This is a genomic window from Sphingomonas sp. IC-11, assembly GCF_021043365.1.
GTDB lineage: Bacteria > Pseudomonadota > Alphaproteobacteria > Sphingomonadales > Sphingomonadaceae > Sphingomonas.
The window spans coordinates 1,511,456-1,536,778 of record NZ_JAJNDU010000001.1 but is presented as its reverse complement, the minus strand read 5'-3'; the positions used below and the strand labels follow the sequence as shown (position 1 = coordinate 1,536,778).

General features: G+C 62.5%; 22 protein-coding genes. 14 read left to right on the top strand and 8 right to left on the bottom strand.

The genetic code is table 11. The features are described 5' to 3' along the window. Positions 1-9 precede the first annotated feature (9 nt). The 8 genes from LQ954_RS07460 to LQ954_RS07425 all read left to right on the top strand — a co-directional run bounded on the left by LQ954_RS07460 (position 10) and on the right by LQ954_RS07425 (position 11,875). Entirely contained in the window at positions 10-480 is a 471-nt protein-coding gene (locus LQ954_RS07460) for an SUF system Fe-S cluster assembly protein (RefSeq protein WP_227770077.1), read from the top strand. Beyond that, positions 480-833, top strand: a complete 354-nt coding sequence (locus LQ954_RS07455; RefSeq protein WP_227770078.1) for a HesB/IscA family protein — start codon at positions 480-482, stop codon at positions 831-833. Before LQ954_RS07460 ends, LQ954_RS07455 begins: the two co-directional genes overlap by 1 nt. A gap of 67 nt (positions 834-900) precedes the next feature. After that, positions 901-3,330, top strand: coding sequence for a glycogen/starch/alpha-glucan phosphorylase (locus LQ954_RS07450; RefSeq protein WP_231022516.1), 2,430 nt, complete (start codon positions 901-903; stop codon positions 3,328-3,330). Then, complete coding sequence (glgB, locus tag LQ954_RS07445; protein ID WP_231022515.1) at positions 3,327-5,495, top strand: 1,4-alpha-glucan branching protein GlgB; 2,169 nt, start codon at positions 3,327-3,329, stop codon at positions 5,493-5,495. Before LQ954_RS07450 ends, glgB begins: the two co-directional genes overlap by 4 nt. Positions 5,496-5,595: 100 nt before the next feature. Further along, positions 5,596-6,855 (top strand): glucose-1-phosphate adenylyltransferase, encoded by a 1,260-nt coding sequence (gene glgC / locus LQ954_RS07440; protein WP_227770081.1) that lies wholly within the window; start codon positions 5,596-5,598, stop codon positions 6,853-6,855. Positions 6,856-6,985: 130 nt separating this feature from the next. After that, positions 6,986-8,419, top strand: coding sequence for a glycogen synthase GlgA (gene glgA, locus LQ954_RS07435; RefSeq protein WP_231022514.1), 1,434 nt, complete (start codon positions 6,986-6,988; stop codon positions 8,417-8,419). After that, on the top strand, positions 8,416-10,035 hold the full coding sequence (locus LQ954_RS07430) for an alpha-D-glucose phosphate-specific phosphoglucomutase (protein ID WP_231022513.1): 1,620 nt from the start codon (positions 8,416-8,418) through the stop codon (positions 10,033-10,035). The genes glgA and LQ954_RS07430 overlap by 4 nt, the downstream gene beginning before the upstream one ends. 121 nt (positions 10,036-10,156) lie before the next feature. Continuing rightward, positions 10,157-11,875: a glycogen debranching protein gene (locus LQ954_RS07425; RefSeq protein ID WP_231022512.1), complete on the top strand. Its 1,719-nt coding sequence runs from the start codon at positions 10,157-10,159 to the stop codon at positions 11,873-11,875. A 20-nt stretch (positions 11,876-11,895) separates the two neighbouring features. Here LQ954_RS07425 and LQ954_RS07420 read toward each other — a convergent pair whose 3' ends face one another. The 4 genes from LQ954_RS07420 to LQ954_RS07405 all read right to left on the bottom strand — a co-directional run bounded on the left by LQ954_RS07420 (position 11,896) and on the right by LQ954_RS07405 (position 17,020). After that, positions 11,896-13,020 (bottom strand): zinc-binding dehydrogenase, encoded by a 1,125-nt coding sequence (locus tag LQ954_RS07420; RefSeq protein ID WP_227770085.1) that lies wholly within the window; start codon positions 13,018-13,020, stop codon positions 11,896-11,898. 140 nt (positions 13,021-13,160) lie between these two features. Beyond that, positions 13,161-14,981, bottom strand: a complete 1,821-nt coding sequence (locus LQ954_RS07415; protein WP_231022511.1) for a flavin-containing monooxygenase — start codon at positions 14,979-14,981, stop codon at positions 13,161-13,163. Between the two features lie 95 nt (positions 14,982-15,076). Beyond that, positions 15,077-15,832: a polyphosphate kinase 2 gene (gene ppk2 / locus LQ954_RS07410; RefSeq protein ID WP_227770087.1), complete on the bottom strand. Its 756-nt coding sequence runs from the start codon at positions 15,830-15,832 to the stop codon at positions 15,077-15,079. 3 nt (positions 15,833-15,835) lie between these two features. Beyond that, the gene (locus LQ954_RS07405; protein WP_231022510.1) at positions 15,836-17,020 is read right to left on the bottom strand and encodes an acetyl-CoA C-acyltransferase; all 1,185 of its coding nucleotides are present in this window, start codon (positions 17,018-17,020) and stop codon (positions 15,836-15,838) included. A gap of 90 nt (positions 17,021-17,110) precedes the next feature. Between LQ954_RS07405 and LQ954_RS07400 the strand changes: the two genes are divergently transcribed. The 4 genes from LQ954_RS07400 to LQ954_RS07385 are packed head-to-tail and all read left to right on the top strand — an operon-like array spanning position 17,111 to position 19,972. After that, positions 17,111-17,362: a hypothetical protein gene (locus LQ954_RS07400; protein WP_227770089.1), complete on the top strand. Its 252-nt coding sequence runs from the start codon at positions 17,111-17,113 to the stop codon at positions 17,360-17,362. Next, positions 17,355-18,104: a prepilin peptidase gene (locus LQ954_RS07395; RefSeq protein WP_227770090.1), complete on the top strand. Its 750-nt coding sequence runs from the start codon at positions 17,355-17,357 to the stop codon at positions 18,102-18,104. The genes LQ954_RS07400 and LQ954_RS07395 overlap by 8 nt, the downstream gene beginning before the upstream one ends. Beyond that, complete coding sequence (locus LQ954_RS07390) at positions 18,101-18,544, top strand: hypothetical protein (RefSeq protein WP_227770091.1); 444 nt, start codon at positions 18,101-18,103, stop codon at positions 18,542-18,544. Before LQ954_RS07395 ends, LQ954_RS07390 begins: the two co-directional genes overlap by 4 nt. Positions 18,545-18,562: 18 nt before the next feature. Then, a complete protein-coding gene (locus LQ954_RS07385) occupies positions 18,563-19,972 on the top strand; it encodes a coniferyl aldehyde dehydrogenase (RefSeq protein WP_231022509.1) in 1,410 nt (469 codons plus the stop codon). Between the two features lie 42 nt (positions 19,973-20,014). Here LQ954_RS07385 and LQ954_RS07380 read toward each other — a convergent pair whose 3' ends face one another. Next, positions 20,015-20,170, bottom strand: coding sequence for a YdcH family protein (locus LQ954_RS07380; RefSeq protein ID WP_227770093.1), 156 nt, complete (start codon positions 20,168-20,170; stop codon positions 20,015-20,017). Between the two features lie 184 nt (positions 20,171-20,354). Here LQ954_RS07380 and LQ954_RS07375 point away from each other — a divergent pair, with 184 nt between their 5' ends. Continuing rightward, complete coding sequence (locus LQ954_RS07375) at positions 20,355-20,552, top strand: YdcH family protein (RefSeq protein WP_227770094.1); 198 nt, start codon at positions 20,355-20,357, stop codon at positions 20,550-20,552. Between the two features lie 120 nt (positions 20,553-20,672). Next, positions 20,673-21,095: a DUF1465 family protein gene (locus LQ954_RS07370; protein ID WP_443026604.1), complete on the top strand. Its 423-nt coding sequence runs from the start codon at positions 20,673-20,675 to the stop codon at positions 21,093-21,095. A 148-nt stretch (positions 21,096-21,243) separates the two neighbouring features. Here the strand turns inward: LQ954_RS07370 and LQ954_RS07365 are convergent, their stop codons facing one another. From LQ954_RS07365 to LQ954_RS07355, 3 genes are all read right to left on the bottom strand, one after another. Next, on the bottom strand, positions 21,244-23,094 hold the full coding sequence (locus LQ954_RS07365; RefSeq protein ID WP_227770096.1) for an ABC-F family ATP-binding cassette domain-containing protein: 1,851 nt from the start codon (positions 23,092-23,094) through the stop codon (positions 21,244-21,246). A gap of 125 nt (positions 23,095-23,219) precedes the next feature. Further along, positions 23,220-24,020, bottom strand: a complete 801-nt coding sequence (locus tag LQ954_RS07360) for a LytR/AlgR family response regulator transcription factor (protein WP_227770097.1) — start codon at positions 24,018-24,020, stop codon at positions 23,220-23,222. A gap of 90 nt (positions 24,021-24,110) precedes the next feature. Then, complete coding sequence (locus LQ954_RS07355) at positions 24,111-25,229, bottom strand: sensor histidine kinase (protein ID WP_227770098.1); 1,119 nt, start codon at positions 25,227-25,229, stop codon at positions 24,111-24,113. Positions 25,230-25,323 lie beyond the last annotated feature (94 nt).

Genomic DNA, 25,323 nt, shown 5'->3' with positions numbered 1-25,323 from the left:
GATTTTCGGATGAGCGAGCCGATCCGGATCGAGGAAGTGGAAGCCGAGACGAAGCCGCCCCGCGCGCGCGTTGAGGATGCGGTGGAAACGCCGGGGGAGACGGGGGGTCGCCAGCGCGACTATCTCGACGGTTTCCTGGCGCAAAAGCCGCAGGGTGACGCGGCCCATGAGCCGGGCGGCGCATTGTATGAGGCGATCATCGATGCGCTGAAGGAGATCTACGATCCCGAGATCCCGGTGAACATCTATGAGCTGGGCCTCATCTACAATGTCGAGGTGACGGATGGCGGCCATGCGGTGGTCACCATGACGCTGACGACGCCGCATTGCCCGGTCGCCGAATCGATGCCCGCCGAGGTCGAGCTGCGCGTCGGATCGGTGCCGGGCGTGTCGATCGTGGATGTGAACCTCGTCTGGGATCCGCCGTGGGACCCGGCCAAGATGTCCGACGAGGCCCGGCTCGAACTGGGGATGTTGTGATGGCGACTGCTGTTCGTGAGCGCCCCGCGGCGCTGATCCTGACCGACACCGCCAAGGCGCGGATCGCATCGCTGATGGCGAAGGCGCCGGACGGGGCGATCGGCGTGAAGCTGTCGACGCCGCGGCGCGGGTGTTCGGGGCTGGCCTATTCGGTTGATTATGTGACCGAGGCCAAGCCGTTCGACGAGAAGATCGAGACGGACGGCGGAACGCTGTACGTCGATGGCGGATCGATCCTGTACCTGATCGGATCGACGATGGATTGGGTAGAGGACGATTTCACCGCCGGCTTCGTGTTCAACAACCCCAATGCCAAGGGCGCCTGCGGCTGCGGCGAGAGCTTCACCGTCTGATTTGAGACAAGCTGCACTGCAGCATCCCGCGTGACTCCTGCGCCGCTGGCGCTAATCTCGCGGGTCGATGACCGACGCCCATTCTGCGCCCACTGTCGACCGCTCGCCGCTGGCGAACCGCATCGTCGACACCCTCATCCACCGCATCGGCAAGGACGAACGCGCTGCGCGTAAGCACGACTGGCTTGCGGCCACGATCCTGACGCTGCGCGACGAGATTATCGACAAGTGGATGGAGTCGACTCGGGCGGCGCATGCCGCAGGAGCGAAGCGGGTTTATTACCTCAGCCTCGAATTCCTGATTGGTCGCCTGTTGCGCGACGCGCTGTCCAACCTCGGCAGAAATGCTGAGGTCGGGGCTGCGCTTGCCTCCTTGGGTGTAGATCTGGTCGAAATCGAGGAGATCGAGCCTGATGCCGCACTCGGCAACGGCGGGCTTGGACGCCTGGCGGCCTGTTTCATGGAAAGCATGGCCACCCTGGAATTGCCCGCCTACGGCTATGGCATTCGATATGTGAACGGCATGTTCCGCCAGCGCATCGACGATGGCTGGCAGGTCGAACTGCCTGAGACATGGCTTGCGCACGGCAATCCGTGGGAGTTTGAGCGCCGCGAAAGTGCGTATTTCATTGGCTTTGGCGGCGAAGTCACCGGCAATGAGGCCGGCCATGTGCACTGGAAGCCGGCGGAGGCGGTGGAGGCGGTAGCCTATGACACGCCAGTGGTGGGCTGGCGGGGCAAGCGCGTGAATACGCTTCGCCTGTGGAGTGCCCGCGCGTTCGATCCGATCCGGCTGGAGGCGTTCAACGCCGGCGATCATATCGGCGCCCTGGCAGGTCAGGCACGTGCCGAGAGCCTCGTCCGGGTGTTGTATCCCTCGGACTCCAGTCCGGCAGGCCAGGAACTGCGACTGCGGCAGGAGTATTTCTTCTCGTCGGCGTCCATTCAGGACATCGTTCGCCGGCACGTCCAGTATTTTGGCGATGTGCGTACGCTGCCGGACAAAGCGGCGATCCAGTTGAACGACACCCATCCTGCCGTCTCGGTGGCGGAGTTGATGCGCCTCCTGGTGGATCACCATGACCTGCCGTTTGACGAAGCCTGGGACATTACACGCCGCACGTTCGGCTACACCAACCACACGCTCCTGCCGGAAGCGCTCGAAAGCTGGCCGCTGCCCTTGTTCGAACGGCTGCTGCCGCGCCACATGCAACTGGTCTATGCAATCAATGCCCGTGTCCTGCGCGAAGCGCGGAAGGCCGAAGGGACGAGCGACCATTCGGTGGCAGCGATCAGCCTGATCGACGAGAATGGCGAGCGCCGTGTGCGGATGGCGAACCTTGCCTTTGTGGGAAGCCACAGCGTCAACGGCGTCGCGGCGCTTCACACCGAGCTGATGAAGCAGACCGTGTTTTCGGACCTTCACCGGCTGTATCCCAATCGCATCAACAACAAGACCAATGGCATCACGCCGCGCCGCTGGCTGATGGAATGCAACCCTGCGCTAACTGCGCTGGTTCGCGAGGCGATCGGCCCGGCCTTCTGCGACGATGCGGCGGAGCTGCGCGCGCTTGAATCTTTTGCCGAGGACGCTTCGTTTCGGGAGCGTTTTGCTGCGGTAAAGCGTTCAAACAAGGTGGGACTGTCGAACTTCATCAAGGAGAGCACGGGGTTGCGGCTGGACCCCGACGCGCTGTTCGACGTGCAGATCAAGCGTATTCATGAATATAAGCGCCAGCTGCTCAACATCATCGAGACAGTGGCCCTGTATGACCAGATCCGCAGCCATCCGGAAAAGGACTGGACCCCGCGAGTAAAGCTTTTCGCCGGCAAGGCCGCGTCGAGCTATCACAATGCCAAGTTGATCATCAAACTCGCCAATGACGTGGCGAAGAGGATCAACAGCGATCCGTCGGTGGGAGGCCTTTTGAAGGTCGCGTTCATCCCGAACTACAATGTCAGCCTAGCGGAACGGATCATTCCTGCGGCTGACCTATCGGAGCAGATCTCGACTGCCGGCATGGAGGCATCCGGCACCGGCAACATGAAGTTTGCGCTAAACGGTGCGCTAACCATTGGCACGCTCGACGGCGCCAATATCGAGATCAAGGATCACGTCGGTTACGACAACATCGTGATCTTCGGCCTGACCGCGGAGGAAGTGGCGGCAAAGCGTGCCGATGGCTATCAACCGCGCGAGACGATCGAGGGAAGTCGCGAACTGTCTCAGGCGGTGAATGCCATCGCCTCCGGCGTGTTTTCGCCCGATGATCCCGGACGTTATCGTGATCTGATGAACGGTCTGTATGACCACGACTGGTTCATGGTGGCCGCAGACTTTGACAGCTACGCCTCAGCGCAGCGGTCGGTGGACGATCGTTGGGCCGATCAGGCCGGTTGGCAGGGCTCGGCTGTCCGGAATGTCGCTCGGGTGGGATGGTTTTCATCCGATCGCACGATCACGGAATATGCTCGCGAGATCTGGGGTGTCATGTGAAGCCCCCGCCCGGCGCCATCGAAGCCTTGCTGGCGGGCCGTCATAACGACCCTTTTGCTCTGCTTGGCACCCATGCCGGCCCAAAAGGAACGTTTGCGCGCGCGCTGGTTCCGGGCGCGGAAACATTGGAGGCACACAGCCTTTCCGGCGAGTTGCTGGGCACGTTGGACCGCGTCGACGCTCGGGGGCTATTCGAAGGGCTGATCGACGGAGATCCGCAGCCGTTGCGTTACCATGCCAGGGCGGGCCAGGCGGAATGGTCGGTCACTGATCCTTATACCTTCGGTCCGGTCCTTGGCCCGGTCGATGATCTGCTGATGGCAGAGGGCACGCACTTTCGATTGCATGACAAGCTTGGTGCGCACCTGATCGATCACGAAGGCGCATCCGGCGTTCACTTCGCGGTCTGGGCGCCCAATGCAGAACGCGTTTCCGTCGTCGGAGATTTCAACGATTGGGACGGCAAGCGCCATTTGATGCGCCGCCGTACGGACGTCGGTGTGTGGGAAATCTTCATCCCCGATCTCGGCGCCGGCAGACACTATAAGTTCGAGATCATTGGGCCGCAGGGGCAGCTACAGCCACTAAAGGCGGATCCTTATGCCTTCGCTTCGGAGTTGCGCCCGCACACGGCCTCGGTGACGGCGGCGCCTCTCAATCACGAATGGGGCGATGGCGAACATCGCGCGCATTGGGCGAAGGTTGATCCTCGCCGGGTCCCGATCAGCATCTATGAGGTGCATGCGGGATCGTGGGAGCGCGATGAGGCAGGTTGGTTTCTCACTTGGGACGCGCTGGCGGATCGATTGATCCCTTATGTCGCGGAAATGGGGTTCACCCATATCGAGTTCCTGCCCATCTCCGAGCATCCCTATGATCCGTCCTGGGGATATCAGACGACGGGCCTTTATGCCCCCTCAGCCCGCTTTGGCGATATCGAAGGCTTCGCGCGTTTCGTGGACGGCGCGCACCGGGCCGGGATCGGCGTGCTGCTGGATTGGGTGCCGGCGCACTTCCCCACCGATGCCCATGGGCTCGCCCGCTTTGACGGCACCGCATTGTACGAGCACGACGATCCACGACTGGGCTATCACCCCGACTGGAACACGGCGATCTACAATTTCGGCCGTCGGGAAGTGTCAGCCTTCCTGGTCAACAACGCGCTGTTCTGGGCCGAGCGCTACCATGTCGATGGCTTGCGGGTCGATGCGGTCGCGTCGATGCTGTATCGCGATTACAGCCGAAAGGCGGGCGAGTGGATCCCGAACCCGGAAGGCGGACGCGAGAACTGGGAAGCCGCATCGTTCCTGCAATCCATGAACCGGGCAGTTTATGGTGCGCATCCCGGCTTCTTCACCGTGGCGGAGGAATCGACTGCTTGGCCCGGGGTGACTCATCCTGCCCACGACGGCGGGTTGGGCTTCGGCTTCAAGTGGAACATGGGCTTCATGCACGACACGCTGAAGTACATGGCCCGGGAGCCGGTGCACCGGCCGCACCATCACAACGACATCACATTCGGCCTCGTATATGCATTCAGCGAGAATTACGTTCTGCCGCTCAGCCATGATGAAGTGGTGCACGGAAAGGGTTCGCTGCTCGCCAAGATGAGCGGTGATGACTGGCAGCAGTTCGCCAATCTGCGCGCCTTTTATGCCCTGATGTGGGGTTATCCCGGCAAGAAGCTGTTGTTCATGGGGCAGGAATTCGCGCAGCGACGCGAATGGAGCGAGGACCGGGCACTCGATTGGGAATTGTGCCATTCAACCGCGCACGAGGGCGTGCGGAAGCTCGTCCGCGACCTGAATCGCCTTTATCGTGAGAAGCCGGCGCTCCATGCCCGTGACTGCGAGCCTGAAGGGTTCGAGTGGCTGGTTGCCGACGATGCCGAGAATTCAGTGTTCGTCTGGCTTCGCAAAGCGCCGGGTGCACGGCCGATCGCGGTCGTCTGCAATATGACGCCGGTTGCCAGGGCGCCGTACCGCCTCCCACTGCCGCACGCCGGCCTGTGGCGAGAGATCCTGAATTCCGACGCTCATGACTATTGGGGGTCCGGGCTCGGCAATCTTGGAGGAGTGGTGGCAGCGGACGGCTTCGCCATGGTGACATTGCCGCCCTTGGCCACGATCATGTTCGAATTCGAGGAACAGCAGATCGCCGGTTGATCACGGTTGCTGCAACAGGGGGCTTTGTCCTCCACAGATAACACGTCGGGAGGGCGGCCTCCCCAAAGCCCTCTCGCGCCGAGGGGAGAAGGAAACGAGGATGGAACACCGGAAGGGACAGCCGCTTGCGCGAGACGCCATGGCCTATGTGCTGGCTGGCGGGCGAGGCAGCCGCCTGGCGGAGCTGACCGATACGCGCGCAAAGCCGGCGGTGTATTTCGGGGGCAAGAGCCGCATCATCGATTTCGCGCTGTCGAATGCGATCAACTCCGGCATCCGCCGCATTGGGGTTGCGACGCAGTACAAGGCCCATTCATTGATCCGCCATTTGCAGCGCGGATGGAATTTCCTGCGGCCGGAGCGCAACGAGAGCTTTGACATTCTGCCGGCGTCCCAGCGCGTCAGCGAATTCCAATGGTATGAAGGCACTGCCGACGCCGTTTTCCAGAACATCGACATCATCGAAAGCTACGATCCGGAATATATGGTGATCCTGGCTGGTGATCACATCTACAAGATGGATTACGAGCTGATGCTGCAGCAGCATTGCGAGCAGGAAGCCGATGTTACCGTGGCGTGCATGGAAGTGCCGCGAATGGAGGCGGTGGCCTTCGGCGTCATGCATGTCGACGAGACCGGCCGGATCATTGAATTCGTGGAGAAGCCGGCTGACCCCCCGGCGATGCCCGGCAAACCCGATGTCGCACTCGCCTCCATGGGCATCTACGTCTTCAAGACGTCCTTGCTGATCGACCAGCTGAGGCGAGATGCCGAAACCCCCGGATCGAACCGCGATTTCGGGCGCGACATCGTCCCATGGCTGGTGAAGAACGGCAAGGCCGTCGCCCATCAGTTCAGCACCTCGTGCGTTCGCTCCTCCAACGAAGCCTCGGCTTATTGGCGCGACGTCGGCACGGTGGACGCTTATTGGAAAGCGAACATCGACCTTACCGATGTTGTCCCGGCGCTCGACCTTTACGATCGATCCTGGCCGATCTCGACCTATTCGGAGCTGACACCTCCAGCCAAGTTCGTCCACGATATCGACGGCCGCCGTGGATCCGCCGTTGCGAGCCTGGTGTCAGGGGATTGCATCGTCTCCGGGTCTTCGATCTATCGTTCGCTGCTCTTCACCGGGGTGCGCACGCACAGCTTTGCCATGCTCGATGAGGCCGTGGTGCTGCCCTATGTGAAAGTCGGGCGGGGCGCTCGTCTCAGGAAGGTAGTGATCGATCGCGGGGTTCAGATCCCCGACGGTCTCGTAGTCGGAGACGATCCAGCCCTCGATGCGCGCCGCTTCCGCCGGACGGAAGAGGGGATCTGCCTTATAACGAAGCCGATGATCGATCGGCTTGTATGAGCGTGTCCGCGACGCGCTACGTGCGCTGGAAGGCCGGAACGAACGGGCACGGAGCGGCGGCGCGGCTGAGTAGCCACCCGGCGCGCGCTGTTGACGAGCCGGCCATATGCCTCGCATGCGGGGGGAGGGGATGAAGGTCCTCTCCGTTGCGTCCGAAGCATATCCGCTCGTCAAGACCGGCGGCTTGGCGGATGTTGTGGGCGCGCTTCCTCAGGCACTGACGACCCATGGCATCGCAACCACGACGCTGCTCCCCGGGGTTCCGGCGGTTCTGAACGCGACAGCCGGGCGTGCGGTCCATAGTTGGCGTGATCTGCTGGGCGGTGGCCCGGCCCGCTTGCTTTGCGGAGAGATCGGCGGCCATCCGCTGCTCGCACTGGATGCGCCTGCATTCTTCGAACGCGACGGCGGACTTTATGGTGATCGGAGCGGCGCAGATTGGCCCGACAACTGGCGCCGCTTTGCCGCCCTGGCGCGCGCAGCGGCCGATATTGCCAGTGGCAACGTGAAGGGATTGTCGTTCGACATCCTTCACGCTCATGACTGGCAGGCGGCCCTGGCCCCGGCCTATCTTCGCTATGGCGCGTCGCCGACCAAATCGGTGGTGACGATCCACAACATCGCTTTCCAAGGGCGGTTCGGGCGAGAGATCTTTGCCGATCTGGGCCTGCCCCAAGAGGCCTGGTCGATCGATGGCGTCGAATATTATGGCGGCGTGGGGTACCTGAAGGCGGGCCTTCAGGCTGCAGATGCGGTGACGACGGTCAGCCCGACCTATGCTCAGGAAATCCTGCGCCCGGAGTTTGGCATGGGGCTGGAAGGCCTGATCGCGCAGCGGGCGAAAAGCGTTTCGGGAATCGTGAACGGAATAGACCGGGCGATCTGGAGCCCGGAACATGATGTCGCATTGCCGGCTCGCTACTCCTCCAGGACGTTGGCGCGGCGGGCCACAAACAAACGGGCGGTAGAGCACGAGTTTTCGCTTGAGCCCGGCGACGGGCCGATCTTCACGGTGGTAAGCCGCCTGACCTGGCAGAAGGGCATGGACGTGCTCGCCGAGTGCGTTGACGAGCTGGTGCAGATGGGCGGAAGGCTCGCGATGCTCGGTTCAGGCGACGCAGGCTTGGAAGAGGCGTTCGTCCGAGCGGCCGAGCGTTATCCCGGGCGGATCGGGGTCAGGATCGGTTATGACGAGCCGCTCTCCCACCTTCTGCAAGGCGGGGCAGATGCCATCGTCATCCCGTCGCGGTTCGAGCCATGTGGCCTGACCCAGCTATATGGGCTTGCTTATGGTTGCGTGCCCATTGTCGCACGCACCGGTGGCCTCGCAGACACGATCATTGATGCCAATATTGCCGCCGTCGATGCGCAAGTCGCCACTGGCGTTCAGTTCGGGGAGGTGTCGCGCGACGGACTCTTGCATGCCCTCCGGCGTGCCTGCGAGCTTTATGCCGATCGTGCGCGTTGGCTCTGCCTTCAGCGCTGCGGCATGAAAGCCGATTTTTCATGGGGGAGGAGCGGGGCTGCTTATGCTGCGCTCTATCGGGGATTGATCAACACATGATCGAGACAGTGACGACCACGCCCTTTGCTGACCAGAAGCCCGGCACGTCGGGCCTGCGCAAGAAGGTGAAGGTTTTCCAACAGCCACATTATGCCGAAAACTTCATCCAATCGGTGTTCGATGTGGTGGAGAACAAGAACGGGGCTACCCTGGTCGTGGGAGGGGACGGCCGCTTCCTGAACCGCGAGGTGATCGGCAAGGCGATCCGCATGGCCGCGGCGAACGGCTTTGCGCGCGTGGTGGTGGGGCAGGGCGGCATCCTGTCCACGCCGGCCGCCTCCAATATGATCCGCCAGTTGGGCGCGATCGGCGGGCTGGTGCTGTCGGCAAGCCACAATCCAGGCGGGCCCGACGAGGACTTCGGGATCAAGTACAATGCCGCAAATGGCGGGCCAGCGCCGGAGAAGGTGACGGACGCGATCTACGCGCGGACGCGTTCGATCGGCCAATATCGTATTGCCCCAGATGAGGGGATCGACCTGGATCGGCTGGGCACCCAGCAGCTTGCGGGAATGACGGTAGAGATTGTCGATCCGGTCGCTGCCTACGCAGATCTGATGGAGAAGTTGTTCGATTTCACCGCCATCCGTGGTGCTGGCCTCACGATGGCGTTCGACGCCATGAATGCGGTGACCGGCCCGTACGCAAAGGAGATCCTGGAGCGACGGCTTGGGTTCTGCGCCGGCACGGTTCGTAACGGTACGCCTCTGGAGGATTTCGGAGGTCATCATCCCGACCCGAACCTAGTTCACGCGCGTGAACTCTACGACCTGATGATGTCGCCCGACGCACCGGATTTTGGCGCGGCGTCGGATGGCGACGGCGATCGCAACCTGATCATCGGACGCGGGATATTCATTACACCGTCCGATAGCTTGGCGATGCTGGCCGCCAATGCTCATCTCGCTCCGGCCTATGCCGGGGGCCTGAAAGGCATCGCTCGCTCAATGCCGACCAGCGCGGCGGCGGACCGGGTGGCTGCGGCGCTGGGGATCCGGGCGTATGAAACGCCTACGGGCTGGAAATTCTTTGGTAATTTGCTCGATGCCGGCGAGGTGACGATCTGCGGTGAAGAGAGCGCCGGCACCGGATCCGATCACGTCCGGGAAAAGGATGGCCTTTGGGCGGTGCTGCTATGGCTCAACATCCTTGCCGCAACCGGCAAAACGGTGATGCAGATCGCACAGGAGCATTGGGCCCAATACGGCCGCAACTTCTACGCACGCCATGATTATGAGGGTGTCGAGAGTGCGGCGGCGGATGCGCTCATGTCCGAATTGCGCGGCAAGCTGGGTGAGCTGCCGGGGCAGGTCTTCGGCACGTTGACCGTCGAGGCGGCGGATGACTTTGCCTATCATGACCCGACCGATGACTCCGTCAGCAGCAATCAGGGCATCCGTGTGCTTTTCGCCGGAGGCAGCAGAGTAGTGTTCCGGCTCTCCGGGACGGGGACTTCGGGCGCTACCCTACGGGTTTATCTCGAACGATATGAACCGGTCGGCGGCCGTCTGGATGCGAGCACCACGGAGATGCTCGCCGAGATTGTCGCGGCGGCAGACGCGATCGCCGGCATTGTTCGGCATACCGGCCGCCGTCAGCCTGACGTGATTACCTGAGCCCAGTCGATCATGGCTTGGACCTCGACGAGCGCTGGTCGTCCGGTTGCGCACGCGTGGGGCAGCATGTTTGATGTCGTTCATGCGTCTTGACGTGCTATCCAAAGCGGACCCTTCTCCGATGTTCGAGCACCGATTTCAGGTTCGGTCGCCCCGCGCCACTCACGTCTGGCTCTGCCTCTTTGACGGTGAGGTGGAAAGTCGCCGGTTGATGTCGCGGAACGGTGATGAGTGGTTCTGTGAAGCGCGGGTTCGTGAAGGTGCCCGCTATGGGTTCCGCGCCGCTGGGTCTCACCCATTCGACCCGTCGAAGCTGCTGCTGGATCCGAACGCGACGCACCTCGACGCGCCATTCACTTATGATCCCAGGTTGAGCGAGCCGGGGTTTGATACGGCAGCCCTCGTTCCGAAGGCTGTTCTGACGAGGTCACTACCTCCGCTGCCGGCGCGAGAGCCCGTCTTCAAGGCCGGCGGCCTCATCTATGAGGTGAACGTTCGCGCGTTCACCATGCGGCATCCGGACATTCCGAGCGAGATGCGCGGCACCGTCGCTGCGCTAGCTCATCGGTCGATCTTGGACCACCTGACCCGCATCGGTGTTGATGCCGTTGAGTTGATGCCGATCGTTGCCTGGATCGATGAGCGCCATCTGCCGCCGCTGGGCCTCAGTAATGCGTGGGGCTATAATCCGGTTGTGCCGATGGCACTTGATCCGCGCCTGTGTCCCGGCGGGATGGAGGAATTGCGGGCCACAGTGGAAGCGCTGCGGCAGGCCGGTATTGGCACGATCCTGGATCTGGTGTTCAATCACACCGGGGAAAGCGACTTGGCGGGTCCAACGCTCTCGCTTCGAGGGCTGGATGACGACGTCTATGCGCGTTCCGAGACCGGCGTTCTCATCAATGATGCTGGAACCGGCAATACGCTGGACTTCGGGAACCCCTGGGTTCGAGCTATGACGCTCCGAACTTTACGGCATTTCGTCAGTCAGGCGGGTGTGGACGGCTTCCGGTTCGATCTCGCGCCGATCGTGGCGCGTTCACCCGGCTTTGATCCCCAAGCCCCGATCTTTTCTGAGCTGCGTGCCGATCCACTTCTGGCCGATCGCATCATGATTGCCGAGCCGTGGGACGTTGGCCCCGGTGGGTACCAGCTCGGCGCATTCCCGTCAGACTGGCTCGAATGGAATGATCGCTTCCGAGACGATGTGCGCCGGTTCTGGCGCGGGGATGGCGCCGCCGGAGCGATTGCCACCCGCCTGGCCGGATCCACAGACGTTTTCGGCGAGGAGCGAACGCGCAGCGTGAACTTTGTCGCCGCGCATGACGGCTTCACGCTCGCGGACGCGGTCTCGTACCGGTCCCGGCACAATCACGCCAATGGCGAGCAAAACCGCGACGGTCATGCGGATGAAGTGAGCTGGAACGCCGGGAATGAGGGACGCGGCGCGCCTGAAGACGTGCGCGCGTTGCTGGCCAGTCTTTTTGCCGCTCGCGGTACGATCATGCTGACCGCGGGCGATGAGTTCGGACGCACCCAGGCGGGCAACAATAATGCCTACGCGCAGGACAACGAGATCAGCTGGCTAGATTGGGATAGGCGGGATCATGCGCTGGAAGCCTATGTGGCGTCTCTGGCTGCTTGGCGGCGCGCCCATCCGGCGATCGGCGCCCCGGAGATCCGCCACGACCTTCATTGGTCGACCCTCGATGGCGGCGCGATGATGGCGGAAGACTGGGAACGCGCCCATGGCTTTGTCATGCAGATACCGGGCGGTGCGGAGGTCCGGATTGATCGGGTCAACCGGAGCGTTGACCTGTCGCCCTCGCCCCGGGAGTGATCCCGGAGCGAGGGCCGAGATCATGCCTGGGGCACTACCAGATACTTCTCCCCGGTCGCTCGCTTTCCGTAAGCGGCGATGGTCGCAGGATCGAGCATCTCGGCCAAGGCAATACGCTTGGTGTACTTGCTGGCGAACGTCGTCTTCAGCTCACGCGCGACGCGATCGCGAAGCTCCTTTGCTGCGCCCGCGCCAATGTCCTCGAGGAAGTAGGTCAGCAGCCAGCCGCCCATGCGCCAGCGCATGCCGAACCCGCGATTGAATTCGGTCGGGGCAGGGGACAGGCCGCCATAGAGATAGACCTGCTTCATCTGACGTGACCCGTACGGCCCGTCCGCGCGCTGCGTGCGGAGTGCAGCCTGTTCCATGGCGGTCAGGATCTGCCCGGCCAGCTTCCCGCCGCCGACCGCGTCAAAGGCGAGGAAGGCGTTGGTCGCAGCGATGGCGTCAATCAGCTTGGGAAGGAAATCGTCCGCCGTCATGTCAACGACGTGCTGCGCGCCAAGGTCACGCAACAGCTGCGCCTGCGCCTCGCTGCGGACGATGTTGACGAGCGGAACGCCGTCTGCCGCGCAAAGCTTGACGAGCATCTGGCCAAGGTTTGACGCAGCGGCGGTGTGCACCAGGCCCTGGTATCCCTCACGCTTCATCGTGCCCACCATGCCAAGTGCGGTGAGCGGATTAACGTAGGACGATGCTGCCTCTTCCGCGCTGGTGCCTTCCGGAACGATCATGCAATCGGCGGCGCGTACCTTGCGATATTGCGCGTAGAAGCCACCGCCGGCGAGCGCGACGGTCTTGCCCAGAAGCGCTTGCGCGGAAGGGGAGGCGCCAGCAGCGACCACCTGACCTGCGCCTTCGTTGCCGACAGGAACGTCAACTCCCGCGCGGGGGGAGAGTGCACGCTGAACCGCGGGGTTGAGCGGTGCGCTGGCAGAGTTGCCCTCCCGCGTGAACTCCGTTCCGTCGGTTAGCGCCAGGAGGACGGCAAGATCGGAGGGGTTGATCGGCGTTGCCTCAACGCGAACAAGAACGTCCTCATCGTTCAGCGTCGGTACCGGCACGTCCTGCAACGAGAGCCTTACCTGCCCCTCGGCGGTCACGGTCGACACAAGGCGACGGTATGTTTCAGGCAAGTCAGTCATGGCAGCTCCTCTTGAAGGCTATGGTTATGCCGTAGCCATCTCGCCCGCGCCGACCAATGTCGAGAGATTTAGCGCTGCCATGCCTCTCGACACCGGTGGTTCGGGCGCCGGCGCGCCGTCAGTTCGGTTCGGAGCAAGCCTCAGGCGAGCTTCAAACCCTTCATGCTCCCTTCCTCGCGCCACTCCTTGATGATGTTGAAGAAGGCATTGGGCCCCTTGCCATAGCTGGAGAAGCTGGCCGCCTTGGGACTCAGCTGTCCCTCGCCATTGTAATAGCCGGGCGTGCATTCCTCGAGGAACTTGCGCCGGTCCAGCACGGCCGACAGGACTTCTTGTGTCCAGGCCTCCTCCGCTTCTTCGCTCGGCTCCACGCGAGACTTCTGCGACCGCATCGCCTCCCCGATGATGTGCGCGGCATGTCCGGCCTGCTCGAGAAGGGCGTGGGGGTAATTGGCGGTGAAGCCTGATTGAACAACCGAGAAGATGAACATGTTTGGGAAGCCGTTGACGGTCATGCCGTGCAGCGTGCGGCCGCCGTCAGCCCACTTTTCTTCGAGTGTCCGTCCGCCCAGGCCGCGCACGTCGTAACCCGCACGGCGAGCATAGCTGGTGCCGACTTCAAAGCCGGTGCCGAAGATCAGGCAGTCGAGCTTGTATTCCTTGCCCGCGACGACCACGCCATCGCGCGTGATCTGCTGGACGCCTTTGCCCTGCGTATCGACGAGCTTCACGTTCGGCCTGTTGAAGGTCGCCAGATAATCATCGTGGAAGCACGGCCGCTTGCAGAACTGGTTGTACCAGGGCTTGAGAGCGTCGGCGGTCGCTTTGTCATTCACCACCTGATCCACGCGCGAGCGGATCGATTCCATTTTTTGGAAGTCGGCGAGCTGCACCAATTCGTCTGGGTTCTCGGCACCGGCCTTTACGGCCTTCATGCGGGCGATCATGCCAAGGTTGCGGATGATGTCGGTCCATCCGTCGTTTACGAGGTCTTCCTCAGCCCAGCCGCCCGACACCAGCGTGTTGAAATTCTCCATCCGGTGGCGGTGCCAACCGGGAGTGAGGGACTGAGCCCATTGCCGGTCCGTTGGACGATCGCCGCGCACGTCGATCGATGAGGGCGTACGCTGGAAGACGAAGAGCTCCTTGGCGCTTGCCCCAAGATGAGGAACGCATTGGACCGCCGTGGCCCCTGTGCCGATGATCCCGACGACCTTGTCGCCAAGCCTGTCCAGACCACCGTTCTGATCACCGCCGGTGTAGGCATAGTCCCAGCGGCTCGTATGGAAGGTGTGGCCCTGAAACTCCTCGATGCCCGGAATGCCCGGGAGCTTGGGGCGGTGCAGGGGGCCATTTGCCATTACGACGAAGCGAGCGCGGATCGCATCACCGCGGTTGGTGAACACCGTCCACCGACGTTGCTCTTCGTCCCAAGCCATGTCGGTGACTTCGGTCTGGAACAGGACGTCCCGGTACAGGTCGAACCGTTCCGCAATGCGACGTGAATAGGCGCGGATCTCGGGGCCCTGGCTGTACTTGCGCTCGGGCATGAAGCCCGTTTCTTCGAGCAGCGGAAGGTAGACGTAACTTTCGATGTCGCAGGCTGCGCCAGGATAGCGGTTCCAATACCAGGTTCCGCCGAACTCGCCGCCCTTTTCGATGATGCGAATATCGTTGACACCGGCCTCGCGCAGCTTGGCACCGGCGAGCAGACCACCAAACCCGCCGCCGATCACCACGACGTCCTTTTCGTCGCTCAGGGGCGCGCGTTCGATCGGCTGCTCTATGTAGGGATCCTCGAGATAGTGGGCGAACTTGCCCGTCATCTCGACATATTGCTCGTTCGCGTCGGCGCGCAGTCGCTTGTCCCGCTCGGAAAGATACTTGGCTTTCAGCGCCTTGGGATCAAAATTGAACTGGCTGTCGGGCGCGCTGTGCAGAGCCTGCGACTCGAGTGTCATTCGCCTCTCCTCGTTCTATTTTCTTAGAACGCATTATGACTTAGTGCCGGAGGGAGAGGTAGCCCCGATTTTTGTGCGACGGCGCCTGTCGTGAGCTATCGCTCCAGCCGGCCGTCACCAATCGCCGACGCTTCGAAAAGGAAGAGCGTGTCGGGATCCGGTGCCGGGATCAAGCCGCCGATTTCCTCAGGCGCCAGTTCACGCAAGAGATGCTGGATGATCGCCCGCCGTGCGCGTTTCTTGTGGTCGGCACGAACGCAGATCCACGGCGCAACCGGCGTGCTCGTACGGGTCAACATCGTGTCGCGAGCGGCGGTGTAGGCATCCCACTTTTGCTGCGCCACGGCATCCAGCGGCGAAATCTTCAGGGCCTTCAACGGATCACTTCGGCGGGATTCCAGCCGGGCAGCCTGTTCATCGCGCGAGATGTCGAGCCACAGCTTGATGACCTTGATCCCGTCGGCAAGCAGCATCGCTTCAAAACCGGGAACATCCTCAAGGAAGCGCGCCTGCGCTTCAGGCGAGGAGAAGCCGTTCACCACCTCGACACCGGCACGATTGTACCAACTGCGATTGAAGATCACGAGTTCGCCCGCAGCAGGCAGGTGCGCGACGTACCGCTGGAAAAACCACTGTGACCGTTCGTGCTCCGTTGGTTTTGGCAGCGCGACAACCCTCGTCTGCCGGACCGCGAGATGGCGAGTGATGGCGCGGATGGCGCCATCCTTGCCCGCCGTATCGCGGCCCTCGAAAATCACGACGGCCCGTGCGCCCGCCGTCGCGGCCCAGCCTTGGTAGCGGACCAGCGCAACCTGGAGGTCGTGATCCTCCTTTTCGTGATCCGCCCCCACGGTTCAGACTAGCTCGACAGCAATCGCCGTGGCCTCACCCCCGCCGATGCACAGGCTTGCCACGCCGCGCTTCTTGTCGCGGTGCTTGAGCGCGGCAATCAACGTGGTGATGATGCGCGCGCCGGAAGCGCCGATCGGGTGGCCGAGCGCGGTGGCGCCGCCGTGAACGTTGATCTTCTCGTGTGGAATGCCGAGGTCGCGCATCGCGAACATCGCAACGCAAGCGAACGCCTCGTTGATCTCGAACAGGTCGACGTCATCGATCGCCCAACCGGCCTTTTTCAGCAGCTTCTCGATCGCACCCACCGGCGCCGTGGTGAAGGCGGCTGGTTCCTGCGCATGGGCCGAGTGGGCGACGATACGTGCCACCGGCTTCTGGCCCTTCGCCTCGGCGACGCTCGCCTTTGTCAGCACCAGCGCAGCGGCACCGTCCGAAATCGACGAGCTGGTCGCAGCCGTGATGGTCCCATCCTTCGCAAACGCTGGCTTCAGCGACGGGATCTTGTCCGGCATTCCGCGGCCAGGCTGCTCGTCGGTGTCCACCACCACTTCGCCCTTGCGCGTGGCCACGGTGACAGGAACGATTTCCTCAGCAAACGCGCCGGACTTGATCGCCTCCTGAGCGCGGCGCAGCGATTCGATCGAATAATCGTCCTGTGCCTGACGGGTGAGTTGATACTCATTGGCGGTGTCCTGGGCGAACGTGCCCATGGCGCGGCCCTGCTCGTACGCATCTTCGAGCCCGTCCAGGAACATGTGGTCGTAAGCAGTGTCATGACCAATCCGCGCGCCCGAACGATGCTTCTTGAGGATGTACGGCGCGTTGGTCATGCTCTCCATGCCGCCTGCCACGATCAGGTCGGCAGATCCCGCCGCGATCGCTTCCGCACCCATGATCACGGTCTGCATGCCGGAACCGCAAACCTTGTTCACGGTGGTGGCTTCAACGGACTTCGGCAACCCGGCCTTGATCGCCGCCTGACGCGCGGGAGCCTGGCCCAAGCCGGCCGGCAGGACGCAGCCCATGTAAATGCGCTCGATCTCAGCCCCATCAACCCCGGCGCGCTCGACTGCCGCCCTTACCGCCGTCGCGCCAAGATCGGTTGCGGAGACGTCGGCAAGCGCGCCCTGCATGCCGCCCATCGGCGTACGGGCGTAGGAAAGGATAACAACGGGGTCGGTGGCCATTTCGATGCTGCTCCGCGGGAAATCGTGTTGGCCCCGATCTAGTCACGAACAATCGCGAATACAAAGGCCCCTGATCGGCGTTGGGCGACGATGGACACACTCATCGACGTGCTCAAATGGTCCGCTTCAATCAGCGGAATGATCGCAGCCTTCATGGTATCCCTAGACCTCGGCCGACGCGTTACGGGCTGGGGCTTCGTGCTGTTCGTGGGATCGTCGATCTGCTGGATCAGCGGCGCCACCCTGACCGATGACTGGGCGCTCGGCACGCAGAATGCGGTGCTGTTCGGGATCAATCTGTTCGGCGTCTATCGCTATCTGATACGTAAAAAGGGTGTCTGATCTTTTCTGGCCGCTCGCGCTCTCCGTTCTCGGCGCCATTTTCGGCAGTTTTCTCGCGACGGTGGCGGTGCGGTGGCCCGCTGGTCGGTCGTCGCTCACCGGCCGCTCTACTTGCGACGGATGCGGCCAGCCGGTGGCGGCGCGTGACCTGATCCCGATCGCGAGCGCAGTCCTCCTCAAAGGACGGGCACGCTGTTGCTCGGCGCCGATCGACCCAACCCATGCGCGGGTCGAGATTGCCTGCGCAGCGGCGGGCTTGCTGGCGGGCGCGGTGGCCAGCGGCTTCACGGGATTGATCGTCGCGATATTCGGCTGGCTACTCGTGCTCGTCGCCGCGCTCGATGCCACCGAGTTGTGGATCCCGGACCCTCTCGTCGGAACACTCGCCGCCGCTGGCCTTCTCGCCAGTTCGATGCTGCCGCCCGCCCTGACAGACCGTCTCATCGGCGGCGTGGCGGGCTTCGCCTCACTCTGGCTGATCGGCTTCGCCTATCGTCGTGTGAGGGGGCGGGAAGGGCTTGGCGGCGCGGACCCGAAGCTGTTCGGCGCGATCGGCCTCTGGCTTGGATGGCGGCTGCTTCCGGCCGTGCTGTTGATTGCTGCGATGATCGGCCTTGGCGTGGTTGCCGTGCGTCTCCTTCGCGGAGTCAGCGTAGAACGGGACGATGCGGTGCCCTTTGGCGCGTATCTTGCCGTGGCGGCTTACCCGGCGTTGCTCCTCATGATACATCTCGGCTTATGATGGCGTTGCTCCTCGCGCTCGCGGCTGCCGACCTGCCAACGACGCCGCCGTCGATCGACGGCCTGCCGCTTGGGGGCTTGCCGCCGCAGTCGCTTCCGGCTCGCGGATGCGCCGCTTATCTCTTCAGCACCGGCAAGACCCGCACGCTTGTCGCGATGGCGAGCGCCGAAGCCGGTGCGCTGAGAATAGCAGTCAATGGTGTGCCGGCTGATCTTGCCAGAAGCACGCAGATCGGGAGCGCCGGCTACGGCTTTGCGGCGACCACCACCTACCAGGGCGCGGGCATGTCTGCGACACTCGACCTAGCTGTCCAGAACCGGCGTGACCTGACGCAGGGCGCCGTTATCGACCAAGGATCCCTGCGCCTGGATCGTCCTGGCGACGACACCATCATTCTGCCGCTTGCAGGCCTGATCGGTTGCGCTACCCAGACACCATAACAAGGGGGAGAGGACGTGATGAAGGAGATATTGGCCGCCCAGCGTGAGAGCTTCATGGCCGCGCTGCCGGAGCCACTTTCGATCCGCAAGGACCGCCTGAAGCGAGCTTCGGCAATGATCCGTGACCATGCGGACCGTTTTTGCGACGCGCTCAGCGAGGATTTCGGGCATCGCAGCCGTGAGCAGTCGATGATCACCGACATCGGTGGCTCCATTGGCCCCATCAACCACGCGCTGAAGAACTTGGATAAATGGTCCAAGCCGGAGAAGCGTGGCGTTCAGTTCCCGTTGGGGCTCCTCGGGGCGAAGGCGTGGGTGGAGTATCAGCCGAAGGGGGTAATCGGCGTGATCGCGCCGTGGAACTTCCCCGTGAACCTCGTCATGTCGCCGCTCGCCGGCGTGTTCGCCGCCGGAAACCGAGCGATGGTGAAGACGAGCGAATATACGCCAGTCACGGCGGCATTGTTCGAGGAAATCGTCGGTCGTTACTTTGATCCAACTGAGCTGGCGTTCGTGTCAGGCGGTGCGGATGTGGGCCAGGCATTTGCGGAGCTGCCCTTCGATCACCTGCTGTTCACGGGAGCAACGGGGATCGGCCGTCACATCCTGCACGCCGCTGCTGACAACCTGACGCCCGTCACCCTCGAACTGGGGGGCAAATCACCCGTGATTGTGGGCAAGGGTGCGGACGTGACGCAGGTCGCCGAGCGGGTCGCAGTCGGCAAGATGCTGAACGCCGGGCAGATCTGTCTCGCCCCCGATTACGTGCTGGTTCCGTCCGACCAGGAAAATGCGGTTGTTGATGGCCTGAAGTCTGCGGCAAGCGCCATGTACCCGACGTTGCTCTCCAATCCCGACTACACAAGCGTCGTGAACGATCGCCATTATCAGCGGCTGAACGACTGGATTGAGGATGCGCGGGCGAAGGGTGCTCAGGTCGAGGTGGTTAACCCCGCCAACGAGGATTTTGGCAGCACCAACAGCCGCAAGATGCCGCTCCATATTGTGCGGAATGTGACGGACGACATGACGCTGATGCAGGAGGAAATCTTCGGCCCGGTCCTGCCTGTGCGTCGGTACGACGGGATCGACAGCGCCATTGCCGAGGTGAACCGGCGCGATCGCCCGCTTGGCCTATATTATTTCGGCAAGGATGAGCAGGAGCGCCGGCGCGTGCTGGACCGCACGATTTCCGGCGGCGTGACGCTGGATGACGTGATTTTCCATGTGTCGATGGAAGACCTGCCATTCGGCGGCGTGGGGCCTTCAGGCATGGGTTCCTACCACGGCCTGGACGGTTTTCGTACCTTCAGCCACGCCAAGGCTGTCTTCCAGCAGTCGAAGCTCGATGTAGCGAAGATTGCCGGGCTGAAGCCGCCATATGGTGCCGCGACTCGCAAAGCAGTCGCACGTCAGATCGGGGGATGATGGAACTCGGCGCGGGATGCCCGCGCCGAACCCCGGCTTTTGTCAGTGCGCGGAAATCTCTTCCTTAAGGCGCAGCTTCTGCTTCTTGAGGTCCGCAATCAACATGGTGTCCGGCATCGGCCGATGCCGTTCGTCGTCGATGCGCTGATCGAGCAGGGCATGCTTGGCCTCCAGAGCCGAACGATGCGCAGTCTGCATATCAGGAACCTCCTTGCTTGCTTGACGGAACTCAGGAGTAAATCACTGACGGGCCGAAAAGTCGCGGGCGAAAAGGGTTAACGGTCGACCGGCTGACCGCAATGCGGGACGTCTCGCGCGTGTAACGATAAAGGTGCTGGACGGTGGAGTCTCTGCTAGGGAGCCGAGCAAGGGAGGCCAGGTGGTGGACGATACGCACTTAATCGCGAGGCTGGGGGCGCTCCGGACCGAGCATCGCGATCTGGACGCGGCCATCACGGCGCTTTCCAGCCAAGGACCCCAGGATCAATTGCAGCTTGCGCGATTGAAGAAGCGCAAGCTTCTCCTGCGCGATGAAATTGCGTTGATCGAAGACCAGCTGATCCCGGACATCATCGCCTGAGTATCGCTTTGGGACGAAGGCGACGAAGTCACTGCGACTAGATCCTGTGCCATTGGCCAGGAGGCAGGATAACAGTGGCAGATGCAGGCAAGCATCCAGGATTCGCCCGTTCAAAGGCGCTTGATCAATTCACTCTATGTGGAAGCGATGGTGCTGGCCGACGACGCTCGCAGTTATTTTGACGATGGTGGGCGCGAAGAGCGGGACAGCCTGTCGCCAATGGCGCGGGTAACCTTCAGCTGCGAGTCGCTGAAGGTCACCACCCGACTGATGCACGTGATCGCCTGGCTACTGACGCAACGCGCAATGTTCGCCGGAGAGCTTAGGTCCGGCGATGCGATGCATCCGTCGCGACGGCTTGGAGAGGCGCCGCAGACGGACCCGACCGTGGCGGCCGAACTGCCGATGCGGGCGCAGCGACTTGTCGGCGCCAGCGTTGAGCTGCACCGCCGGGTGGCACGGCTTGATGAGGCTCAGGCGGTCGGACCGGCAGGCGAAAGCCCGGCACGTCAGATGCTTCAACGGCTTGCCCTGTCGTTCTAATCGGGACGACTAGTGACGGAGACGGCTTGCCGTTCCCACACGGGTAGGCTGCTTGTTGCTCGGCCCATGGTGCGGATGAAGCGACTAGAGCATTACCGAGCCGGACGCGGCCGCTGGCGCAACAGTCCGCAGACGGCGGTGACGGACGTCAGGCAGTTTCCAAAGCCTCGGTTGCCTCAAGCCAGCGCGCTTCGGCTGCCTCGATCTGCTCTACCAGAGTGGCACGCCGCTTCATCAGCTCGGTCATGGTCAATCCTGCAAGCGACTTCTCGGCACCTGCAGGATCGAACATGGCGCGGTCCACGGCCGAACGCTCGGTGCCGAGTTTCGCAATCTCTGCCTCTGCCTCCTTAGCCGCCTTGCGCCAGGCCTTGTCACTCTCGCGCTTTTCCGCCGCAGCCTTCCGGTCTTCCTTGCGCGCCTTGCCTTCGCTCTTCGGTTCCTTGGCAAGGACAAAGGCGACATAATCGTCGAGGCTTCCGTCGAACTCGCGTGCCGTGCCAGCGTCGACGAGCACCAGGCGGTCCGCGGTCAACTCGACCATATGGCGGTCGTGGCTGACGATGAGGACGGCACCCTTGTAATCGTTAAGCGCTTGGACAAGCGCCTCACGCGCATCCACATCCAGGTGGTTCGTAGGTTCGTCGAGGATCAGCAGGTGAGGTGCCTCGCGCGTGATCAGGGCGAGGGCGAGACGGGCGCGCTCTCCACCCGACATCTTGCCTACCTTGGAGGTGGCACGGTCGCCGGAAAAGCCGAACCGGCCGAGCTGGGCGCGCACTGCCGCCGGCGTGGCGTTGGGCATAACGCGCGTCATATGGGCGAGCGGCGTATCGTCGGCGTCTAGTTCCTCAACCTGATACTGAGTGAAATAGCCGACCCGCATCCTGTTGCTGGCCGCGAGCGTGCCATCCATCGGTGCGAGCTGCGCGGCCACCAGGCGGGCGAGCGTCGTCTTGCCGTTGCCATTGCGCCCGAGCAGCGCGATCCGATCGTCGGGATCCATGCGCAGATTGAGACGCCTCAGGATCGGTGTTTCGCCATAGCCGACGCTCGCGTGATCCAGCGTGATCAGCGGTGGCCGAAGCGGCTCGGGATCGGGGAAGGCGAAGGACAGGGTCGGATCGTTCGCAAGCTCGGCGATCGGCTGCATGCGTGCCAGCATCTTTGCGCGGCTCTGAGCCTGCTTGGCCGTCGATGCGCGAGCGGAGTTGCGGGCGATATAGTCCTGCAGCTTGGCCCGCTGCGCATCCTGATTGGCTCTGGCCGCCGCGATCTGAGCCATCCGCTCAGCACGTTGCCGTTCGAAGGCATCATAACCGCCGACATAAAGCGTCGTCTTGCCGCCCTGGAGGTGCAGGATGTGGTCGACCACGTTGTTCAGGAAATCGCGTTCGTGGCTGACCACGACGATGGTTGCGCGATAGGATCGCAGGAAATCCTCAAGCCACATCACCGCTTCGAGATCGAGGTGGTTCGAAGGCTCGTCCAACAACAGCAGGTCAGGCTGCGAGAACAGCAGCGCAGCTAGCGCGACCCGCATCTTCCAGCCGCCCGAAAAGCTATCCAGTGGCTGGTTCTGAGCCTCTTCGTCAAAACCCAGTCCAAGCAGGATCTGCGAGGCCCGAGCCGGTGCCGTATAGGCGTCGATTGCGATCAGCCGTTCGTAGATATCGCCCAGCTTTTCGGGATCGGCTTCAGTCTCGCTTTGCTCCATCAGCCGCGCGCGTTCGAGGTCGGCCGCAAGTACGGTCTCGAACGGCGTAGCGTCACCGGCGGGCGCCTCCTGTGCGATATATCCGATGCGCGCGCCTCGCGGCATGTCGATCGAGCCACCGTCGGGCTCAAGCTGGCCAGCGATGACCTTGACCATCGTCGACTTGCCAGCGCCGTTGCGGCCAATCAGCCCGACGCGGCTTCCCGGCGGCAGAGAAGCCGAGGCGCCGTCCAGGATCGCACGCCCGCCCAGGCGTACGGTGATGCCGTTGATCGTAAGCATGGCGCCGCCCCTAGCAGGTCTCGGGCGTTCCGGTAACACCCCACCGCGACGGCAATTTACCAGGCCGCATCAAGGGACCTGATCGCCGCTCCGGCCCGAACCGAAGCGGCGCATCCGGCTAAAGCCTAGTGAACGAAGCGAGCGACAACATCGCGATAGCTGCGGCTCACCTTCACCTGCGCCCCGGAATCCAAGACCAGGAAACACTCGCCGTTCGTATGCGGCTTCACCTGGCGCACCTGATCCAGGTTGACGATGGTCGAGCGATGGACGCGCTGAAACCGCCGCGGGTCGAGCCGCTTTTCCAAGTCCTTCATCGTCTCGCGCAGGATCAACGTGTTATCGGCGGTCTTGATGCACATGTAATCACCGGCCGCTTCGACGATTTCGATCGTGTCGACGTCGACGCGGAAGATCTGACCGCGATCCTTGACGTTGATCAGCTTCTCGAACCGGCTGGCGGTCGGGCCATCGCCGCCATCGACGATCTCGGCTGCCGCCTCTGGTGCGTGTTCGGCCAGTGCCTCTTTCAGCTTTTCGGCTTCGTTCACGCTCGATTTTTCGGCGAGCCGCTGGCGCACACGGTCCAGCGTGTCCGCGAGCCGGGCCTCTTCCACTGGCTTCATCAGATAGTCGACCGCCTGCGCTTCAAAGGCGCGCAGCGCGTGATCGGAATAAGCGGTGACGAAGACGAAGAGCGGCGGTTCCACTTCCATGAGGCCTTGGACCACCGAAAATCCGTCAAACCCTGGCATTTGGATGTCGAGGAAGACCAGGTCGGGCTTGTGTGTCTTGATCGCGCTGATCGCCTCGCGCCCGTTCTGGCACTTGGCGATGATCTCGACATCGTCGTGCACCTGCAATCGGAGCTCTAAGCCCTGTATTGCGAGTGGCTCGTCGTCGACGAGAATGGTGCGGATGGTCATGGTCTGGTCGATCTCCGATACGAATGCCGCCCGTCCGTTCTTATTGGACTGGCAGTCATCAAACTTCGCTACCCCCCGATTGCACCCCTGTTATTCCACCTGGAACGGTATCTCGATCTCTACGCCGAAGCCGCCTGTCGGCATGGCGCGGAGCTCAAAACGATGATCCGTTCCGAACGATTGCTGTAGCCGCTCCCTGATATTGGCAATCCCCACCCCGGTGGAAAGGCTTGGCTTGTTCTTTGTTGGCTGCAAGCCCGGCCCGGTGTCCGATACGCCGATCCGCACTCTATCGCCGTTGAGCCGCGCGGTTACGCAGATTTCGGCGCCTTCCTCCTTGGGGGTCACCGCATATTTGATCGCATTTTCGACCAGAGGTTGCAGCAGCAGCGAGGGCAACCGCGCCCGCTCCGCAGCCGGATCAATCTCAAATTTCGGCCGTAACCGATCCTCGAAACGCATCTTCTCGATTTCGAGATAGAGCTTCAGCGTTTCAACCTCCTGCGCCAGCGTCACGTGCGCCGTTGGCTCGTTCACCAGCGTGTACCGCAGAAAACTCGAAAGCCGGCTGAGCATCGCATTGGCTCGCTCGGTCTGCTTCAGCAGGACCAACGTCGAGATCGAGTTAAGCGTGTTGAACAGAAAGTGCGGATTGAGCTGGTAGCGCAACATGGCCAGTTGCGCCGACGAGGCTTGTGTTTCCAGATGCTGAAGCTGATCGATCTGCTCTTCAACGATCAGGTAGAAGTTGATCCCGAAATATAGCGCGGACCAGCCGGCAAGCACGGTGAAGTTAAGAAACAGAGCGCCGATCAACAGCTTCACGTCAACGCCGGGCGCGGACAGTTTGATGAAGCTGAACGAAAATGTGTCGAGCAATGCGTAGACGAAGGTGGCGGCGCCAAGCGTCAGAACCGTCAGAACGATCGCCGTGATCCGCGGAAGTCCACGGTAGAAGCCGTAAAGCACGGATAGCAGCAGCGTGATGCAATAGCCGACGATCGTTTCCACAATCGTGCTGATCACCCCCTGAAGAGTGAAGCCGTTTGAGATCGACGAAACTGTTCTAAGGACCAGATATCCGGTCCAGCCAGCGGCCTGCAGGACCCAGAATGCGCGCGCCTTGTCTTCGAAAAATGGTCGTACGGCCAGGTTGCTCGGCCGGATCGGGGCCGTCGTGGAAGCAGGGCCGGGGAGGGTGGTCGCCATCCCGGATCCTGTACACGTCCGTTTGCCGACGCGCAAAAACGAAGGGCCACCGTTCACCCGAGGGAAACGGTGGCCCGAAGTCAGATCAGATCAG

What these genes read in the sequence shown, in the direction of transcription:
- LQ954_RS07400 (WP_227770089.1), top strand. Translation starts at nt 17,111, where the DNA reads ATGGACACACTCATCGACGTGCTCAAATGGTCCGCTTCAATCAGCGGA.
- LQ954_RS07415 (WP_231022511.1), bottom strand. Translation starts at nt 14,981, where the DNA reads ATGACACTCGAGTCGCAGGCTCTGCACAGCGCGCCCGACAGCCAGTTC.
- LQ954_RS07385 (WP_231022509.1), top strand. Translation starts at nt 18,563, where the DNA reads ATGAAGGAGATATTGGCCGCCCAGCGTGAGAGCTTCATGGCCGCGCTG.
- LQ954_RS07455 (WP_227770078.1), top strand. Translation starts at nt 480, where the DNA reads ATGGCGACTGCTGTTCGTGAGCGCCCCGCGGCGCTGATCCTGACCGAC.
- LQ954_RS07420 (WP_227770085.1), bottom strand. Translation starts at nt 13,020, where the DNA reads ATGACTGACTTGCCTGAAACATACCGTCGCCTTGTGTCGACCGTGACC.
- glgA (WP_231022514.1), top strand. Translation starts at nt 6,986, where the DNA reads ATGAAGGTCCTCTCCGTTGCGTCCGAAGCATATCCGCTCGTCAAGACC.
- glgC (WP_227770081.1), top strand. Translation starts at nt 5,596, where the DNA reads ATGGAACACCGGAAGGGACAGCCGCTTGCGCGAGACGCCATGGCCTAT.
- LQ954_RS07365 (WP_227770096.1), bottom strand. Translation starts at nt 23,094, where the DNA reads ATGCTTACGATCAACGGCATCACCGTACGCCTGGGCGGGCGTGCGATC.
- LQ954_RS07380 (WP_227770093.1), bottom strand. Translation starts at nt 20,170, where the DNA reads ATGCAGACTGCGCATCGTTCGGCTCTGGAGGCCAAGCATGCCCTGCTC.
- LQ954_RS07390 (WP_227770091.1), top strand. Translation starts at nt 18,101, where the DNA reads ATGATGGCGTTGCTCCTCGCGCTCGCGGCTGCCGACCTGCCAACGACG.
- LQ954_RS07355 (WP_227770098.1), bottom strand. Translation starts at nt 25,229, where the DNA reads ATGGCGACCACCCTCCCCGGCCCTGCTTCCACGACGGCCCCGATCCGG.
- LQ954_RS07360 (WP_227770097.1), bottom strand. Translation starts at nt 24,020, where the DNA reads ATGACCATCCGCACCATTCTCGTCGACGACGAGCCACTCGCAATACAG.
- LQ954_RS07425 (WP_231022512.1), top strand. Translation starts at nt 10,157, where the DNA reads ATGTTCGAGCACCGATTTCAGGTTCGGTCGCCCCGCGCCACTCACGTC.
- LQ954_RS07450 (WP_231022516.1), top strand. Translation starts at nt 901, where the DNA reads ATGACCGACGCCCATTCTGCGCCCACTGTCGACCGCTCGCCGCTGGCG.
- LQ954_RS07405 (WP_231022510.1), bottom strand. Translation starts at nt 17,020, where the DNA reads ATGGCCACCGACCCCGTTGTTATCCTTTCCTACGCCCGTACGCCGATG.
- LQ954_RS07430 (WP_231022513.1), top strand. Translation starts at nt 8,416, where the DNA reads ATGATCGAGACAGTGACGACCACGCCCTTTGCTGACCAGAAGCCCGGC.
- LQ954_RS07460 (WP_227770077.1), top strand. Translation starts at nt 10, where the DNA reads ATGAGCGAGCCGATCCGGATCGAGGAAGTGGAAGCCGAGACGAAGCCG.